Raw genomic sequence first — 17,886 nt, forward strand, 5'->3', positions numbered from 1 at the left:
ACAGGAGCCTTACGCTCCGGGAACTTCCTGGCGATGTTCTACGGAGTAAGTGAAGGTCGGAGTCGTCATATTGTAAATATACTTGACGAACTTTCCAGTCTCAGACTCGTAAACACCGATCCGTCCGGTGGTCCACTCGGAGATGAAGGTCCACTTGCCATGGTTGGCAGGCTCGGCATGGAGCAGGCGAGGAACGACAGGGTTCTTGACCTTGGGCCCATGCTTGGCAGTATAAGTCAGCAAGGTCTCTTTGGAAATCTTGGAAGAGACCTGCTTGCCTTTGACCGTCTGATACTGAGTCGCATCCCACTCTTGCAGGATCTTGCCGGTATGGGCATCGATCAGGTGACCTTTGGTCTTGCCGACTTCGATGATCCGATCGGTCTTCAGGGTCTGCTTGTTGATCAGATAGACCTTGTTGTAGTTGTGGGGTCCGCCCAGGACACAGTCAGACCAGAGATAGGGAGTATCTTTGCTGGTACCGACAAAGAGTCCGCCGCCGGCGGTAGGAACGTTGGCGACCACTTTGTTATCCATATTCCAGATAACGACATCACCGACGTTCATACTGTTGGTCGCGTTGAGCTGACCGTACTTGTCGTTGTACCAGGAGCTTCCCTGTCCGGGGTGGGGCTTGGTGCCGGGGCCGGTATAGATCTTGGCAGCCAGCTTTTTGGTCTTGAGGTCGACAACACCCATCAGGTCACTACCCTGAGAAGCGACATAGACGAAACGACCTTCATCCACACCCTCGTTTTCAAACGCATCGTGCAGGATTTTACCGATGTTGGGAATATCCCCTACGACCGGGAAGTCAGGTTTGCTGTAATCGACGATATAGACATGGCCGCCGTCTTTCAGCGCAAAGCTGAAATAGGGAGCATAAGGTGTATCGGCGATGTAAGCGACGCGGCTGGGTCCGATGTTTCCGTCAGGATCGATGACACTGGAGGTGGGATAAACCTTCAGCGGCTCCAGGGTCTTGGCGTCACAGAGGACGGCGCCGCCGGGATTGTAATCTCCCGCCATGACATATTTACCGTCGGGAGAGACAGCCAGACCGCGAGACTCCTGTCCTACCTGCACACTGGCAATCGCCGGCTGGCCGGGAGCGTTGAGGTCGAACATGGTCAGACGCCCGGAGCGGCTGATCGAATAGGCGTAGCGGGGCATCCGCTTGTTGGTCACCGTGACGTGAACAGCGAAACCTGCCTTGTGGCGGGAGAGGACCTTACCGGTGGTACCGTCGATGAAGTCGACCAGAGACGCGTCACGCTCAGTGGCGAAAACGATATCTTTGACACTCTTCACGTCGGTAGGTGTGGGATATTTCTTGAAGAGCGCTTCACGATCCGCCAATTTCTTCCAACTCTTCTTGATCTGATCGAGATCGAGCTTGAGTTCGACGGTATTTTTCCAGTTCATCAGCCAGTCGACCATCCCTGCGGCATCGTCACGGCTGAATTTCGATTTCCACGCCGGCATCGCCGTTCCGGGGCGACCCTCCAGAATGGTATCGACCAGCATCTGCTTATTCTTTTTCTTCAGAGCCTTGGGGCGCAGGTCAGCACCGACACCACCCTGGTGGATGGGGCCGTGACAACCCTGGCACTCTTTCTCATAGACTTTGGCGAAATCCATTTTTGACGTTCCGGCCTGGGCCATTGTCGCTGCCAGCGAAACCGCCGCTACATAACTAAGGACTGTTCCAAGTTTCATCTTTCCTCCTTTGGATTGATTCATCTTCATTTCCGGCCGATGTACACATCGACCACTCTCTCCCGTCATCCGATTCTTCAATTTTATTCCAACAAATCTTGAAAAATCATGACTTCGGTCAAGACTACTTATTCTGCAGTTTCTTCTTTTCGCTGAAATAGATCCAGATCATCGGCAGAATGATAATCGTATGCAACGTCAGCGTCAGCGTCAGCGGCCCCTGATTGAGCCAGGCGAAAATATTGTGGCAGGACACATCCGCACACTGTTCGAACATATGAAAGTTCATCGCATTTCTCCTTATGTAATGTCAACACAAAAGAGCTTCGCTCCTTTGCGAAAATCAGGCGCCTTGCGCCGCCTCTTTCTTACCGATGGTCAGCAGGTCGATCAACAGATAGACGAATCCGACAAAGGTGACCAGACCCATGATTTCACGCCATACCTGTGCCTGGACATACCAGGGGAGGTTTTGGGCGGTGAAGAAGGCTTGCCATCCGGCTCCCAGCTCTGCACGCTCAACCAGGACCTGCTCATAGCCGGCGATGGTCAGAGCTACAGCCATTCCCAAAACACCGAAGGTGATCAGGAAGATCGCCATTTTGGACTTGAAGGTCGCTTTCATTCTCTTGATCCCGTAGGCTTCCTGAATGCCCAGATACATCATACCGATCAGGATCGTCGCATAGGCGCCGAAGAAGGCCAAGTGGCCGTGAGCTGCCGTAAACTGCGATCCATGGGTATAGATGTTGACCTGAGGCAGGGTATGGAAGAATCCCCAAATACCGGCCCCAAGGAAGTTTCCGAAGGCATTGGTCGTAATCCAAGCCATTGCGGGACCGTTTTTAATGGCCGATTTTTCACCTTTTGCCTCGGTATGACCCTGCTCTTTCCCCCAGTCATAGAGGACATGGACGAACATGGCGACCAGAGGCACAGGCTCCAGTGCGGAGAAGAGGGCTCCGATCTCCCACCAGTACTCGGGAGTACCGATCCAGAAGTAGTGGTGACCCAGTCCAAGAATACCAGAACCGAAGAGCATCAGGACTTCGATCCAGAGCCACATTTCGACGATTTCACGCTTGGCATCGATGACTTTGATTAAAGCGTAAGCCGCCAACGTACCGACGAAGACTTCCCAGGTCGCTTCCACCCAGAGGTGGATGACCCACCACCACCAGTACTGATCGACGGAGATATTGTCAGTAAAGAACATACCCGCCAGATAGAGACCGGCCAGGGCCATCAGGTTCGCGACCATAACGGTCATAATTCCTGTGCGCTTCCCTTTCATATAGGTAGCAAAAACGTTCCAGTAGAAGATCAGGACCACAACGACAATGCCGATATCGGCCCATCGCGGTGCTTCGAGATATTCACGACCTTCGTTGATCAACCAGATGGTGCTCTCTTTACCGGGTCCGACCTGAACCAGGAGATAGACCAGGACTACCACGGTCACTGCCGCGGTAAGGACCCAGAAAGCCAGCTTACCCAGGCCGATACCCACGGTTTCGATCCCGGTCTCGTCCGGCAACATCAGATAGACCGAGCCGATCATGGCATAGAGCATCCAGACGACCAGCGCGTTGATGTGAACCATCCGGTTGACACTGAAATCCAGGATCCCGTAAAGGAAGCCGGGGAAAAGGAATTGCAATCCCGCTAACAAACCGAAGAGCAGCTGCGCCCCGAAGAGGATGATCGCCACTCTGAAATACATCATCGCGAGCTTTTTCGACTCCGACTGTAAAACGTTGCTTTTGATACTACTGAGCATAGGTCCCTCCTGTTTGATACTCTTTCACGCCTTTGGAGAAGCCTCTGGGGAAGCCGTTGGTGTCGATAGCCGACATATGCTTCAGGAAAGCCACCAGACCCATAGCCTCTTTTTCGGTGATCCCCAGGTTGGGCATCATCCGCGCATGGGTGGGGTACCGCTCAGGATGCGTCAGGAAGGCAACCATCGCCTCCTCTTTGGTCTTCTTGTTCGTCATAGCAGGCATGGTCTTTTCCCACATAGGATCGAGCCAGGCCTTGGTCAGGTCGGGCGCATAGTAGGCACCGTTACCGAGCAGGGTATGACAATCCATGCAGTTCTTGGCCTGAGAGGTGAGCTTACCCAGGTGCAGCAGGGCTGCAGCCTCTTTGGGGCTCCACTCTTTTCCGAAGAAGGGCTCTTTTTTCCCGATGACGGGAACTTCGAGGCCCCGCTTCTCATTGTATTTGTAGTCGATATGGTAGTTGATCACCGTCGGGGCGGGAATCCGGCGTGTCTCTTTGCCGGTCGCCACCTCTTCTTGCAACTCCTTATCGGTTCCCATGCGAATCTGACTCATCGTGTCGAAGGTCAGAAAGATCAGCAGAATCGTCGCGAACCCGGTTACCCAGGCTGCCGAGCGTCGCCAAAAGCTGATACTCGTCCAGACCGATGCTTTTTTCTCAGCCATTTTTCCTCCTTTTATTGATTGTGTGTATCGTTGGGCTTCTTCTGGTCATACCGTTTCTCCGACTCGGAAATGAGATAGAAATAGAGATGCGGTACGAAGAGATAGGCCACCATCGTCACGATCAACACCTTGGTGGTGTAGTGATTGCTGTGAATCAGGATGGCCAACTCATACAGGCTAAGAACCTGCAAAATCCAGAGCAGATAGCCCACAGGTTCCCATTTCCGTGAGAGATACCCCATTTTGACGAGCGTGATCATTCCCGCGTAGGCAGCCCCCAGCACGATCACCAGAGTAGAGACGATGAAGATCGGCAGGAACTGATCGGGAGCGATCGAATGCCAAAGTGGTGCAGTATTTCCCATGTCAAGGACTCCTTTGAACGTTATGCTACGACGAGCATAGGGTATTATGGCGGCTTTCCCCGGACGGGGCATTGACAGAGGTCAAGATTTGAAAGTTATTGGTAGATTAGTCATTGGTTATTGGGAGAGTTGAACATTGAGGAATTTTGTTCCTCGGTTTCTCGCTTAATCATTGAACGAAGTCGGTTGGGAGTGTATTGGTATATTGGTTATTGGGTATGAAAAATCGTGTTACTTGCAGTGTAATCCGGTATTATATATGTTCACTTTATTATAATCCAGAATCAAAAATTCTCAATTTTCCATTCTCAATTCTCAATTCTCAATTCAAAAAGCCTTTAAAGACTTTTTGACAATACATCGCGCGGCACTGAAGGGGCGTACATATTGGGGGGAGACGAAGTTGTCTCCTTCCAGATGCCAATCGGCTATCCCCTTGCGTATCTCGATCGATTGGGCGGCGGTTCGGATGGCCCGGCTTTCACAGAGGATCGGTTTTCCCTGCTCGAAGGCGGCTTTGACTTCGGCGATCCGGGAGCTGGTAACCCAGTAATGCCCCCCGATAAAGAGAATGAGGACCAGGCCCACCCAGAACAAAGCTTTTTTGGGGGCTCCTTTGGACATGAAGGGACGGGTAGAGACATAGAGGGTGATCAAGAGGATGATCCCCGCCAATACCAAATAGGCCCCTTCCAATCGAAAAAACTGTGATAGCATCGCTTTTCTCCTCCTGCTCTTTTGGGGAAAGTCTAGCTGAGTTTGACGCTTCCCTTCCTTGATACAAGTCAACACGCTCTAATGAGAGAGAGCCTATACTACCGCAAAAATGGCGCAAGGAACGGAATTCAGTATGGCACAAAAAGAGATATTCAGTAAAAAGATCGTTTTGGCTTTGGGACTTTTGATGGTCTTTCTGGCCATCGTCGCCTTTATCGAAGGCAAACCGCCCTATCGGGACAAGCGGATCTATCCGATTGTCAGAAGCTTCGAGCCCTATACAATAGAAAAGAGCATAGGCGGCCTGCGGATCCTCAGCAAAGAGGACCCCAAATTCAAAGAGGAGCCGGATGCCGTGAATTTCTACAAGCGGCTTCAGGAGCTCGACCGCCAATGGGCGGGCAAGCATCTCAGGCTTCGCCACGACCGACTGGAGATCCTCGACGATCAGGGGAAAGTCCTCAAAACCATCGCATTTCAAAATGAAAAAGAGCGTCATTTCGTCCAAGACTATTATGGAGTGAAACCCCAATGATGAATACGGTTTTGATGCTGGTCTATACCAGCGTACTGCTCCTCTTTTTCGCCTATCCCGCTATGCGCATCGCCGAATGGCTTATGGAGCGTTTCGATATCCATGAAAAGTGGTACAAAACGATGGTCATCGGCGTCACGATCCTTATCTCTCTTCTGGTCGCCGCCTACCTCAAATACGGATAATGCGATGATCAAGGTGGGAACGGATATCGCCCTCATCGAACGGATCACAAAGAGCCGTGAAAAATTCGGGGAGAGATTTCTCAAACGTTATCTCGATGAATCGGAATACGATGCAGATAGCACCGATGCCACCCTCGCCGGGCTCTGGGCCGCCAAAGAGGCGACGGCCAAGGCCCTGGGCTGCGGCATCGGAGCCGATCTGGGCTTTCACGATATGCACATCGTCAAGGATGAACGGGGCGCCCCCCATCTTCTTTTCGATGAAGCAGTTACCCGACGCTTCGGGATCGTAGAGAGCTCGCTTTCTATTAGCCACGACGGCGGCTTTGCCATCGCGGTGGTCATGATAGTAACCGAGTAACCGAGTTTGACATAACTGATAGATTTGTCAAGGGGTTTGAAGCTGATTTGGAAGGTTGCGAAAATGGAAGCCGCAACCTCGTTTTTTATGCCGTGTAACATTCATAGCACTAGAAAACACCGCCTCCGCTCCCACGCTATACGTGGAAGAAAACCAGGATCAGCCTCAATGGCCGTCACCACAGCAAGTGCCGGAAGGCCGGTTCTCTTAGACGGCAATCGTGAAGTGTTCATCGGTTAGAAATTCATTCAGGGTTTGGGCAGTGACGTAACGGGGAACGATATTTACGACAGGAATATAGGGATAGGAAAAAAAGAAAGTATCCAACGAGGACATTAAAAGAGCGATCCGCTATCCCCACCGACGGGAGCCGGATTCTTCCGGGGAGGATGGAGGGGGTCAACCACTTCTCTCCCCTGCTCATCCTCGATCCTGCCGCTGGCCGCCGAATCCCCATCCAGAGGGATCATCTCCACTTCGTCTGTCGCATCCGTGCTTCCGGCGGCACGCGAAGCGCTTCCCTCACTTTGATTCCGCTCACCTGGCGTCGCGGGGGCGAATCCCTCATCCAGAAAATCCCCGCTTTCGCCTTTGGGCAGAGGAGAGATCTTGGTATAGAGCTCTTTATGTCCGTCAACCTCTCCTTCGTAAACCCCGTCGGGGACCGGGAAAACCCGGGGCATATTGGGGTAGAGCTTCAGAAGTTCCCGATAGAAATAGGCGAAAGCCGGGGCCGATACCGATCCGCCGGTGGCGTGGCGCCCGATGGGACGGTTGCTGTCTCGGCCGTACCAGACGATGGTGGTCACCGACGGGGAGTAGCCGCAGAACCAGGCATCGACCCCATCGTTGGTGGTTCCCGTCTTGCCCGCCAGCTCTATCCCTTTGACGGCAGCCTTTCGGCCGGTCCCTCGCTTGATGACATCCTCGAGAATGCTGGTCATCAGATACGCCTGCTCCGGACGGGTGAAATCGAGGATCTCCTTGGGCTTCGTCTCGTAGATCACCGCCCCTTCTCTGGAGACGATCTTGCTGACGAGCCTCGGCTCGATCATATGGCCGTAATTGGAAAAGACCGTATAAATCTGGGCCATCTTCTGTGGGCTCAGCGCCAGGTTCCCCAGGGCAATGGAGAGATCGTTGGGGATATTTTCCACATCCAGGAGTTTGAGGCGCTTTCGGATCGTTGCGATCCCGATGTCGTAGACCAGGTTGATGGTGGCCAGGTTGCGGGAGTGGACCAGAGCATCTCTGAGGGTGATGAAGCCTTTGAAATCCCGTTCGTAATTCTTGGGAGCCCAGATCTTGCGGTGACCGTTCTTGTAGTAGACAAAAGTCCGGGCGAGATCGGTGAGTTTGGAAGCGGGGTTGTAGCCCATATCGAGCGCCGTCTGGTAGATAAAGGGTTTGAAGGCCGATCCCGGCTGGCGTCGGGTCATCGTCACCCGGTTGAAGGCGCTTTTTTTGTAATCGACCCCTCCGACCATACTGAGGATGTCTCCCGTTTTGTTCTCCACCGCGATCAAGGCTCCGTTGAGATCGCTCTTTTTCGGATTTTCCTTATAGCGTTTGAGGAGGCGGCCGTAGCCGTATTTCAACGCCTTGCGCGCCTTCTTCTGCATCGAGAGGTCGATGGTGGTGTAAATTTTATAGCCGCCGGTCCGGATATCCGCCAGCTTGCCGCGGAAACGGCGCAGCACCTCATCGACCACATAGGGCGCCACGTTCTGCGTCAGGGTGGTGCGATAGATCTTGGGAGTCTCCTTGATCGCTTTGTGATACTCCTCGTCGGTAATCCAGCCTAGGTGTTTCATTCGGTAGAGAATGGCGTTGGCCCGGTTGAGCGCCCGCTTGTAGTGGCGGCGGGGGTTGTAGTAGCTCGGAGCGTTGGGCAAGCCCACCAGAATCGCGATCTCTTTGAGGGTGAGGTCTTTGAGGGGTTTGTGGAAATACCCCTGGGCCGCGGTCTTGACTCCGTAATAGTTGTTTCCGTAGGCGATCTCGTTGAGATAACGCTCAATGATCTGCTCTTTGCTCAGGACATTCTCGATCTTGATGGCCAGGATCGCTTCTTTGATCTTGCGGGCCAGCTTTTTTTGGCTGGAGAGAAGCTTGTTTTTGACCAGCTGCTGGGTCAGGGTCGATCCCCCCTCGACGAAGCGGCCCGCCTTGATGTCGGCGACGATCGCCCTCAGGATCGCGTCGGGGTTGACCCCGTGGTGCTCAAAAAAGCGGGTATCCTCGGTAGCGATGAGGGCTTCGACGAGTTTGGGAGGCAGCTCATCAAACGTGGCGTAGAGGCGGTGGCGTTTTTTGAAGACGTAGGCCAGATGTTTGCCGTGCCGGTCCAGGATCTCCGTGGAGAGCTCGGGGCGGTAGTTGATAATCTTGTCGGCGTCGAGCTTCACCTCCTGATAGGCGTAGACGAAGGCTCCCACCAACGCGATGCCGAAAAGGATCGCCAGGAAGATGGAGGTTTTGACAAAACGGTTGATCATCGACGGAACTCCCTCCGGGCGAAACTCGCTTCCAGCAACCGCCGGGTATAGTCGCTGCGGGGATGGGCCAGGATCACCTCACTGGGCCCGGCCTCGACCTTGCGCCCCTCCCGGATCACCAGCGTCTCCCGGCAAATCTTTGCCGCCAGGTTGATGTCGTGGGTGACGAAGAGCATGCTGAAGGCAAAGCGTTTTTGCAATTCTACCAGAATGCGGGCGACCTCCTCCCTCAGATGGGGGTCCAGGGCCGTCGTCGGCTCGTCGAGCAGAATCAGTTTCGGATCGCTGCTCAGGGCGACGGCGAAGATGATGCGCTGAAGCTGCCCTCCGCTGAGCTGGGGCGGATAGCGGTCGAAGAGGCTCCACTCCAGCCCCAGCAACGCAAAAAGTTCCCGCGCCTTCTCCTCGGAAGCGAACCACTGCTTGCGGATTTTGGTCAGCGGCGAAAGGGCGGTGAAGGGATTTTGGGGAACGAAGGAGAGGGTCCAGCCCCGAACAAGCCCGAAAGGAGCCGAGATCTTCAGCTCCGAGCGTAGATTGGAGGGGAGCATCCCCAGCAGTGCCTTGAGGGTCAGCGACTTGCCGCTGCCGCTTTGGCCCACCAGAGCCAGTGAGTCTTTGAGCTCGAAGTTCAGATCGACCAGAGGGCGTTCCCCTTCATAGATCTTCAGGGTTTCGACGCGGATCAAAGACGCTCCTTAAGGTAGCTGAGCATCTTTTTGAGCTCCTTTTTGGGAGCGCCGAGCCGTGGGATGATCCGAAGGATCGGTCGCGGGACCGTGGGCTGGCGGATGGCGCCGACGAGCCAGCCCCGCTCAGTGAGCTCCCGCTGAAGCTCCAAAGCCCGGGTATTCGAAGCGACAGGGATCGGCAGGATCAGCGACTCCATCCGCCTCCCGAGAATCCTCTGCACGATTTGCCGCCGCTTCCCGATCCGACGGCGCAGTTTCGGCGCGTGACGGCGGATATACTCCAAGTTCTCCAAGGCCAGAGCCGTATCGATCACCGAAGGGGCAGTGGAGTAGATAATCGGCTTGGCCCGGTTCTCCAGATAGGAGAGGATCGAAGCTTCGGCCAATATGTAGGCACCGTAGCTCCCGTAGGCTTTGCCCAGAGTCCCCATCTTGATATGCCCAGGGCAGGGGGCGATGCCGTAGTGCTCGAAGATCCCCAGCAGATGCCGCCCCAGCACTCCGGAGCTGTGGGCCTCGTCCACGATCAGCAAAGCCCCCTCCTCTTCGCAAATTTCGAAGATCTCCCGGGCGGCCAAATCCCCGCTCATCGAGTAGACCCCCTCCACGGCGACGATCTTCCGCTTGGCTTTGCTTTGGCGCAGCATACGGCGAAGCTCTTCGGGGTCGTTGTGGCGAAAGAGGCTCACCCGATCCCCCAGCAGCCCCGTCGCCATCATCCCGCTGGCGTGATACTCCTCGTCGATAAATAAGCGGTCCTTTTTGCGCACCAAAGCTTCGATGAGCCCGAGGTTGGCCAGGTAACCGCTGCCCACGATAATGCCCCCTTCGAAACCGTTGAGCTCGGCGATGCGGTCTTCGAAGAGTTGATGGACGGGGTGGTAGCCGTTGACGAGCATACTCGCCTTGGGAGCGTGAGCGGGGAAATCTTCAAGCCGGTGCAGGGCCCGGTGAAGCTGTTTGCGCTTTTCGGCCAGCCCCAGGTAGTCGTTGGAGGCGAAGTCGATCAAAGAGGGGTCATAGAGCCGGCGCTCGCGGAAACGTCCCGCCCTGCGCAACGCTTCGAGCTCCCGACTGTAGGGCACCGCTACACCTCGATCCAGGGACGCAGGATCTCCACCTGCAATCCCATCGCCGTGCTCTCGAGCCCCTGCACCTTCTCGATGTAAGGCTTGCAAAACCCTTCGACCATACAGGCCCCCGCCTTGCCCTGCCACTCCCCGCTCTCAAGATAGCGCTGCAGCTCGGTTTCGTCGAAGGGAGCGAATCGGTAATGGGTCGCCGAAAGGTCCAGGAAGTAACGCCGGGCCGATTTGAGATGGGCGCAGCTGACGATGGCGATCTCTTCTCCGCTGATCGTCCTCAAGATCCGCTCGGCATCGTCGCGATCCTTCGCCTTGCGCAGGATCTGCCCCCGGGGCCCGGCGATCACCGTATCGGCTACCAACAGCGGGATCTCCAAGCCAAAAGCCGCCTCTGCCGCTTCCAGCTTGCCTTTGGAAGCGTGGTAGACGAATTTTCTAGCATCGTTCGTTTGAATCTGCTCCTCGTCGAAGTCCACGGGAGACTGGATGAAATCGATATCGAACTCTCTGAGGAGTTTGGCACGGCTCTCGGAGGCGGAACAAAGCCTTATCATAAGAAGCTCCACTTCTTATGAGATGGAGAATGGAGAATAGAGAATGGAGAATTTTTTAGTCGTCCAAAGTAATCACTATTCAAAAAAAGCTTTGCAGAGCAAAGCAATCCAAAATTCCTCATTCCTAACTCCTCATTTCTCATTGAATCACACTCCCCGGAGTGTGATTCCGAGCCAGAGCGCCACGACCCCCAGCAAAATATTGATGGGCAGCAACAGATTGGGGATATTGGCCACCTGTGCTTTGGCGGCGGCCGGATCGCCCGCCTGGAAGAGCTTCCAGGCCCGGGCACGCTTGAAAACCATAAAGAGGTAATTCAGAGCCATCACGGTCCAGATCCCCTCTTTGGCAATGAAGATGGTCTTGTTGGCACCGTGGTGGCCGTCCAGAGCGATCACCATCACCAGGCCCGTCAGGAGGATCAAAAGGATAAAAGGCGCCACGAGGGCAAAGAGCCGCCCCGTCACCCGAAGGGTCGTCTCCAGACGCACTTTGGGATCTTCGATACTCTGCAGCGCCGGATGAACCGCCGCGCGCACGGCGATCATCCCCCCGACCCAGACAAAGGCCCCCAAAACGTGCAGAAAAATGATGATATGGGCATAATTGGCAAACAGATCTTTCATCCCACACTCCTCCAAATTTCTAATTACTAATTTCTACTTTCTAATTTAATTATAGGTCGATCGCTCGCAAAGCATCGTCGAGATACCCTTTGGCCGCCCGCATCGCCTCGGGGATCTTTTCGGGGTTTTTCCCTCCCGCCTGAGCGAAGTCGGGGCGTCCGCCCCCGCCGCCGCCCAGGATCGGAGCGACTTCTTTGATCCAATCCCCGGCTTTGACCGGCGTGTTTTTGCTGCCGGCGGCCAGGAGGACTTTATCGCCCTTTTTCTGGAAGAGCATCACCGCCACCTTCTCGTGACGGTTCTTGATCTCGTCGATCATCTTTTTGATATCCCCCGCCTTCACCTCGTCGACGATCACCGTGATGTCACCGATCTTCTCTTCGGCAAGCTCTTTAGCGCCGCCGGCCAGAGCAGCGTCGAGTTCGCTCTTGAGGGTTTTGATCTGCTCTTTGAGCTTGGCGATACCGGCCAGGGGCTCAGGGTTTTTCACCGCTTCGACGATCTCTTTGCGCTCCCGGCGCAGGTGATCGAAGAGCTTGGCCGACTCTTTACCGCAGACCGCTTCGATCCGGCGCACCCCGGCGCTCACGCCCGACTCTTTGGTGATGGCGAAGAGGCCTACTTCCGCGGTATTGCGAACGTGGGTCCCCCCACAGAGCTCCACCGAAGCGTCGCCGAAGCGGACCACCCGCACCTCATCGCCGTATTTTTCGCCAAAGAGGGCCATCGCCCCCTCTTTTTTGGCCTCTTCGATGGGAAGGACTTTGACCTCTCCCTCGATGGCACGGTCCACCACTTCGTTGACCCAATGCTCCACCTTTTGCAACTCTTCGGCGCTGAGGGCCTTGGGATGGGTGAAGTCGAAGCGCAGGCGCGTCGCCTCCACCAGTGAACCCGCCTGGGTCACGTGCTCGCCCAGCACTTCCCGCAGCGCGGCGTGAAGCAAGTGGGTCGCGCTGTGGTGCTTGGCGATCTGGCGGCGGGAATCATCCACCAGCGCTTCGACCTCCTGACCTACTTCCAGGGTGTTGCCTTCGGTATCGACATAGGAGAGGTTGAGCGCGTGGAATTTGCGGGTATCGAGGACTTTGACGTTGGGTCCGCCGCTCCAGACCACCAACTCACCCCGGTCACCGACCTGCCCGCCCGACTCGGCGTAGAAGGGCGTGGGATCAAGCATCACCCATCCGAGCCCTTCGAGTTTTTGGACCTCTTTGAAATTCTCATCCAGTAGAGCGACGATCCTGGTTTTGGTATCGGTCTCTTCGTAGCCGACAAAGCGGTTGGGGCCGTGGCGCTCCTCCAGGGCTTTGAAATCGCCGCTGACCGCCGCGTCACCGCTGCCCTTCCAAGCGGCGCGGGATTTGGCCTTCTGCTCGGCCATCTTGCCTTCGAAGGTGGCCATATCCAGCTCGATCCCCTTCTCCCGGAGCATATCCTGGGTCAGGTCGAGAGGGAATCCGTAGGTGTCGTAGAGTTTGAACGCCACCTCCCCGCTAAAGACATCCTTCGTGCGCTGCAGCTCTTCGTTGAAGAGTTTGATCCCCGCTTCGATGGTTTCGAAGAAGCGCTCCTCCTCCATCTTCATCGCCGTCTTGACCGCTTCGGCCCGTTTGGGCAGATAGTCGTAGTGCCCGCCCATCTGCTCGACGAGGGTATCGACCAGGCGATGCATAAAGGGCTCTCTGAGGCCCAGCAGATAGCCGTGGCGGATCGCCCGGCGCATAATGCGGCGCAGGACGTAGCCCCGCCCCTCTTTGTCGAAGTTGACCCCCTGGGCCAGGAGGAAGGTGGTCGAGCGCAGGTGATCGGCGATGACCCGATAGCTGGCGATGGTCTCTTCGGTCGGGGCCTTACCGACGATCTCTGTGATGGCGTCGATCAGGGGTTTGAAGAGGGAAGAGTCGTAGTTGTTGAAGACCCCCTCCTTGATGGCGACCACCCGCTCCAGGCCCATTCCGGTATCGATGGAGGGTTTGGGCAGAGGGTGGAGCTCGCCCGTTTCATCCCGCTCGTACTGCATGAAAACCAGGTTCCAAATCTCCAGAAAACGGTCGCCGTCGCCCCCCATATAATCCTCGGGGCCGTTGAAGTGTTCCGCGCCCTGGTCGTAGAAGATTTCGCTGCAAGGGCCGCAGGGGCCGGTATCGCCCATTTGCCAGAAATTGTCCTTGTCCCCGAAACGCTTGATCCGCTCTTCGGCGATGTGTTCTTTCCAAATCTCGTAGGCTTCGTCATCGCTCTCGTGGACGGTCACCCAGATCTTTTCGACCGGCAGGGCCAGATACTCTTCGCCCGTGACGAATTCCCAGGCGAAAGCGATGGCCTCTTTTTTGAAATAGTCGCCGAAGCTGAAGTTCCCCAACATTTCGAAGAAGGTATGGTGCCGGGCCGTATAGCCCACATTGTCCAGGTCGTTGTGCTTGCCTCCGGCCCGAATACAGGTCTGCGAACTGGTCGCTCTGGGAGGATTGGGAATCGGCGCTTCGCCGGTAAAAATGCTTTTGAACTGCACCATCCCCGCGTTGGTGAAGAGCAGGGTCGGATCGTCGGGTACCAGCGGGGAGCTGGGTACCACACGGTGGCCTCTCTGGGCGAAATAGTCGAGATACATCTTGCGGATATCCATGGTTGTTTCCCTCGGTCGATTAATGGGTGATATTTTAGCGAAAAGAGATAGGGGAAAAGTTTTGTCGGAGAGAATGGCCTTTGGGAGAGTTCCCCGACGTTATTGGCCTCAGCTGAGGCTCAGGTAGAGATAGAGGTTATCCTCTTCATAGTTGATCCGCTCTTTCAGAATTTCCAAAATATTTTGGAAGGTATCGAAAAACTCCTCATCGAACTGTGCATCGTCTCGGACATATTTGGCAAGAAATTTCATCAAAGTCATTTTGGTGTCTTTGAAAGAATTTTGGAACTGGAAAATAAGCTCTTCGACCTTTTTGTCGTTCATGTCGGTGTCACGGAGCATTTTGAACATTTCGATATCTTCGCTTCCCAAATGGTCCACCGCCATATCCACGAACTTTTTGAGATAGCGTTTGGTAGCCTCCTGATTATTCTTGACATACTCTCCAATTACCTTTTCACCAAGGATCACGAGCTCTTCATGCTCTTTTTTCCATTGTTTAACCAATTTCCTTTGTTTAGGCTCAAAAAGTGAAAACATAACCGACTCCCATTCTTTTTCCTGATTTACTTAATGAAGTATTATAACCCAAAAAATTTACAGTTCATCAAAGTTCACAGACCGGTGACGCGATAGAATCCTCCCCCATCACTCATCAAAGCGATCTTTGTCCCCCTCCGGATCAAAATTCGAAGGTACAGCGGTCACCGGAAGGCTCCCACCAGGGATCGAACTGGAACCTTCCCGTCGGCTCCGTCAAGCCTTCATAGCCCGAGATGCACTGATAAGGGACATTCCCCCAACCCAGGGAGCCGTCACGGCTGACCCCCAGGTAGAGCAGATCGGGATCGGAGAGGGAGAGGGTATCATCCAGGTCGTAAAAAGTACACCGGTCTCCATCGACATAGCGGAAGGTCCCGTCCGCATCGGTCACCCCTTCATCAGGCCCACATCGGTAGGCCACGCCCTCCACTCCGACATAGCTGTCACTCTCAGGGTCGTAGGTCTGCAGATAAGCTTTTTTGTATGGGATCGACGCACTGCCGCCGCCTCCACCGCCACATCCACTCAAGCCCAAAGCCAGGAAAAGGATTCCGACCGTCACAAGGATTCTTTTTTTCATCATGTGTTCCTCCGTCGTCCGAACTTTCCCCACATTCAGTGTGGGATTCAACGGGAATCTTAGATGAAAATCGGGGAGGAATCGTGAAGAGAAACGAAGGAAAGTTAGTGCGTGCCCAGATAGCTCTGCAGCAAGCCGGCGATTTCGCGGGCACCGTCGCGGGGAGTGAACTCGATCAGGCCGCGGCTGGGGATGGAGAGATCCTGCTTGAGCAGGTCGAGGACTTTGCCGGGTTCCAATTCCGATTCGCGCAGGACCCAGGCGAGGCGTCGTTCCGCCAGGAAGCGGGCGTTGTGATACTGATGGTCCCCGGCTGCATAGGGGTAGGGGACGAAAAGGGTGGGCAAGCCGTTGGCCGCCAACTCCCAGAGGGTGGAGGCACCGGCTCTGGCCACGGCGAAATCGGCCCTTGCCATATAGTCGGGAATTTTGTCGCTGAAGCCGAAAACCTCCGCTTCAACCCCCTGCTCCCGATAGGCGTCGCGGACCCGCTCCAGGTGCCGCTCTCCCGCCTGATGGAGGATGGCGATCCCCCGCTCCCGGAGATCCCGCGCCAGGGAGAGGGCCAGCTCGTTAATGGCCGCCGCTCCCTGGGAACCGCCCAGGAAAAGGATGGTTTTCGCCTCACTGCGCACCCTCGCTTTGTCGAAGAAGACCGATTTGACGGGATAGGCCCGGATGGGACTTTCGGGGTCATAGGAGGAGAGGAACGCTTTGGCATAGGGGCGCAGCAGACGATTGAGGGTGCCGGGGACGGCGTTTTGCTCATGGATCACCAGCGGAATACCCGTCAGCAGCGCCGCGATCGCCGCCGGCGCGGCAGAATATCCGCCCACGGAGAAGACCACGCTTGCCTTTTGCTCTTTGAGGATCGATCGCGCCTGCATCACCGAACGGGCCAGCACTCTCAAAGAAGCGATCTTGCCCGCAAAGCCCTGATTGACCACCCCCCGGCTCGGAAGGAAATAGCGCCGGGAAAAGTCGCTATCCTCTTCGAACCAGCGCCGATCCTGCCCTCCGGTGGAACCAATATAGACCGGAGGAGCTGTCGGCGTCTCGGAAGTAACAAGGCCTTCTTTCACTGCCCGGACAATCGCCAGGTGCCCTCCCGTCCCGCCGCCGGTCATAACGATACTACCCATGTTTTTTCCTTTTGGATTTTTTCTCTTCGATCTTCTTCGAAACCATCAAGACCATCCCGATGGCCACCGATGAGGCGAGGATCTGGGATCCTCCATAGCTGAGAAAAGGCACGGCGATCCCTTTGATCGGTGTCACCCCGGCGATCCCGTAGCTATTGACGATAAAGGCAAAGAGGATCAGCAGCGCCACCCCGACGGTAAAGAGGTAATAAGCCGGCTGATGAAGGCGTGAAGCAATCTGCAGTAGTCGAAAGATGATGAAGATCAGCAGCCCCGCCACCAGGATCAGAGTCACAAAGCCGAGCTCTTCGGTCAAACCTGCCAAAACGAAGTCGGTATGGACTTCACTGAGATAACCCAGTTTGAATTGTCCGTTACCCAGCCCCTGGCCCAACCAACCGCCGTTGTGAATGGCATTGAGTGAGTTGGCGATTTGATAGGGTTCGCTCGCTTCCGGAACCCGAAGCTTCGCCACCATATCCTGGGGGAAAAAGCTCAGGAAATGATCCTGCACCGTCGACCACCAACTCTTGATACGCCGCATCCGGTGGGGGGCAATGAGGATCAAAGTCACCACACCGACCAAACCCAGGAAAAGGGAAGTGAAAAAGAATTTGAGGCTGCGGCCCGCTATGAGGGTCAGAATGAGCATCGTCGCCGCCAGGACTACCACCTGCCCCAGATCCTTCTGGAAGATGGCGATGAGCACCACCGCCAGGCCGAACACCGCCAGATAGGGCAGTAGAACCAGAAACTCCCGCAATAGGGAGAGTTTGCCGTGCTGGATCAATTTGCGGGAAAAACTCCAGGCGATAAAGAAGACGAAACCGACCTTGAAAAACTCCACCGGCGCCAGCGAGATGGGCCCGAGGCGAATCCAGCGCTTGGCCCCCAAGACCTCCTTGGCCAGAGAGGCCGGCAGAAAGGGCATCAGGATCATCGCCAGGAGGGAGAGGAGGAAAATGGCGAAGCCCAGACGCACGAACCAGCGGTCGGGATCGAGCCAACTCAACGTCACCATAATGCCGATCCCCAGGAGGACCGAAGCCAGCTGACGCAAAAAAAAGTGAAAATCGTCGTAACCGTAATAGTGGACCGTGAAGGTCGAGAGGGAGTAGACCAGGACAAGCGAGAGGGTAAAAAGAGCACATACTGCATAAAAAAGTGCTTTGTCCGACATTGTTATTCCCAATTTTTATTAAAT

19 protein-coding genes are annotated in these 17,886 nt (G+C 55.3%); 3 read left to right on the top strand and 16 right to left on the bottom strand.

Annotation, left to right across the window (positions count from 1 at the left end):
• Positions 1–9: 9 nt before the first annotated feature.
• The 6 genes from NITSA_RS07900 to NITSA_RS07920 form a co-directional block, all read right to left on the bottom strand.
• The gene (locus NITSA_RS07900; protein ID WP_013554497.1) at positions 10–1,719 is read right to left on the bottom strand and encodes a nitrite reductase; all 1,710 of its coding nucleotides are present in this window, start codon (positions 1,717–1,719) and stop codon (positions 10–12) included.
• Positions 1,720–1,843: 124 nt separating this feature from the next.
• Entirely contained in the window at positions 1,844–2,008 is a 165-nt protein-coding gene (locus tag NITSA_RS11420) for a hypothetical protein (RefSeq protein ID WP_013554498.1), read from the bottom strand.
• Between the two features lie 54 nt (positions 2,009–2,062).
• Complete coding sequence (locus NITSA_RS07905) at positions 2,063–3,499, bottom strand: cbb3-type cytochrome c oxidase subunit I (protein ID WP_013554499.1); 1,437 nt, start codon at positions 3,497–3,499, stop codon at positions 2,063–2,065.
• Positions 3,489–4,169 carry a c-type cytochrome gene (locus NITSA_RS07910; protein ID WP_013554500.1) on the bottom strand — a complete coding sequence of 227 codons (681 nt, stop codon included), beginning with the start codon at positions 4,167–4,169 and terminating at the stop codon, positions 3,489–3,491. The genes NITSA_RS07905 and NITSA_RS07910 overlap by 11 nt, the downstream gene beginning before the upstream one ends.
• Positions 4,170–4,180: 11 nt before the next feature.
• On the bottom strand, positions 4,181–4,534 hold the full coding sequence (locus NITSA_RS07915) for a hypothetical protein (protein ID WP_013554501.1): 354 nt from the start codon (positions 4,532–4,534) through the stop codon (positions 4,181–4,183).
• Positions 4,535–4,861: 327 nt separating this feature from the next.
• Positions 4,862–5,251: a hypothetical protein gene (locus NITSA_RS07920; protein WP_013554502.1), complete on the bottom strand. Its 390-nt coding sequence runs from the start codon at positions 5,249–5,251 to the stop codon at positions 4,862–4,864.
• Positions 5,252–5,384: 133 nt separating this feature from the next.
• On the opposite strand from NITSA_RS07920, the gene NITSA_RS07925 reads away from it, so the two are divergent.
• Genes NITSA_RS07925 through acpS form a run of 3 tightly spaced genes read left to right on the top strand, consistent with a single transcriptional unit; the run spans position 5,385 to position 6,332 of the window.
• Positions 5,385–5,786 (top strand): hypothetical protein, encoded by a 402-nt coding sequence (locus NITSA_RS07925; protein ID WP_013554503.1) that lies wholly within the window; start codon positions 5,385–5,387, stop codon positions 5,784–5,786.
• Complete coding sequence (locus NITSA_RS07930; protein WP_013554504.1) at positions 5,783–5,971, top strand: hypothetical protein; 189 nt, start codon at positions 5,783–5,785, stop codon at positions 5,969–5,971. The genes NITSA_RS07925 and NITSA_RS07930 overlap by 4 nt, the downstream gene beginning before the upstream one ends.
• A gap of 4 nt (positions 5,972–5,975) precedes the next feature.
• Positions 5,976–6,332: a holo-ACP synthase gene (gene acpS, locus NITSA_RS07935; RefSeq protein ID WP_013554505.1), complete on the top strand. Its 357-nt coding sequence runs from the start codon at positions 5,976–5,978 to the stop codon at positions 6,330–6,332.
• A gap of 335 nt (positions 6,333–6,667) precedes the next feature.
• Here acpS and NITSA_RS07940 read toward each other — a convergent pair whose 3' ends face one another.
• The 10 genes from NITSA_RS07940 to NITSA_RS07985 form a co-directional block, all read right to left on the bottom strand.
• Complete coding sequence (locus NITSA_RS07940) at positions 6,668–8,830, bottom strand: penicillin-binding protein 1A (RefSeq protein WP_013554507.1); 2,163 nt, start codon at positions 8,828–8,830, stop codon at positions 6,668–6,670.
• On the bottom strand, positions 8,827–9,519 hold the full coding sequence (locus NITSA_RS07945) for an ATP-binding cassette domain-containing protein (protein ID WP_013554508.1): 693 nt from the start codon (positions 9,517–9,519) through the stop codon (positions 8,827–8,829). The genes NITSA_RS07940 and NITSA_RS07945 overlap by 4 nt, the downstream gene beginning before the upstream one ends.
• Positions 9,516–10,607 carry an aminotransferase class I/II-fold pyridoxal phosphate-dependent enzyme gene (locus NITSA_RS07950; RefSeq protein ID WP_013554509.1) on the bottom strand — a complete coding sequence of 364 codons (1,092 nt, stop codon included), beginning with the start codon at positions 10,605–10,607 and terminating at the stop codon, positions 9,516–9,518. The genes NITSA_RS07945 and NITSA_RS07950 overlap by 4 nt, the downstream gene beginning before the upstream one ends.
• Before the next feature lie 2 nt (positions 10,608–10,609).
• Complete coding sequence (maf, locus tag NITSA_RS07955; RefSeq protein WP_013554510.1) at positions 10,610–11,161, bottom strand: septum formation inhibitor Maf; 552 nt, start codon at positions 11,159–11,161, stop codon at positions 10,610–10,612.
• 147 nt (positions 11,162–11,308) lie between these two features.
• On the bottom strand, positions 11,309–11,788 hold the full coding sequence (locus NITSA_RS07960) for a hypothetical protein (protein ID WP_013554511.1): 480 nt from the start codon (positions 11,786–11,788) through the stop codon (positions 11,309–11,311).
• A gap of 49 nt (positions 11,789–11,837) precedes the next feature.
• Positions 11,838–14,417: an alanine--tRNA ligase gene (gene alaS / locus NITSA_RS07965; protein ID WP_013554512.1), complete on the bottom strand. Its 2,580-nt coding sequence runs from the start codon at positions 14,415–14,417 to the stop codon at positions 11,838–11,840.
• Between the two features lie 108 nt (positions 14,418–14,525).
• The gene (locus NITSA_RS07970; protein ID WP_013554513.1) at positions 14,526–14,957 is read right to left on the bottom strand and encodes a hemerythrin domain-containing protein; all 432 of its coding nucleotides are present in this window, start codon (positions 14,955–14,957) and stop codon (positions 14,526–14,528) included.
• A 142-nt stretch (positions 14,958–15,099) separates the two neighbouring features.
• Positions 15,100–15,543, bottom strand: coding sequence for a hypothetical protein (locus tag NITSA_RS07975; protein ID WP_013554514.1), 444 nt, complete (start codon positions 15,541–15,543; stop codon positions 15,100–15,102).
• A gap of 101 nt (positions 15,544–15,644) precedes the next feature.
• The gene (murG, locus tag NITSA_RS07980; RefSeq protein ID WP_013554515.1) at positions 15,645–16,682 is read right to left on the bottom strand and encodes an undecaprenyldiphospho-muramoylpentapeptide beta-N-acetylglucosaminyltransferase; all 1,038 of its coding nucleotides are present in this window, start codon (positions 16,680–16,682) and stop codon (positions 15,645–15,647) included.
• Entirely contained in the window at positions 16,675–17,862 is a 1,188-nt protein-coding gene (locus tag NITSA_RS07985; RefSeq protein WP_013554516.1) for a peptidoglycan glycosyltransferase FtsW, read from the bottom strand. The genes murG and NITSA_RS07985 overlap by 8 nt, the downstream gene beginning before the upstream one ends.
• Positions 17,863–17,886: the final 24 nt, after the last annotated feature.

Origin of the sequence: Nitratifractor salsuginis DSM 16511 (assembly GCF_000186245.1) — a bacterium.
In the GTDB taxonomy this organism is placed as follows: Bacteria; Campylobacterota; Campylobacteria; order Campylobacterales; family Sulfurovaceae; genus Nitratifractor; species Nitratifractor salsuginis.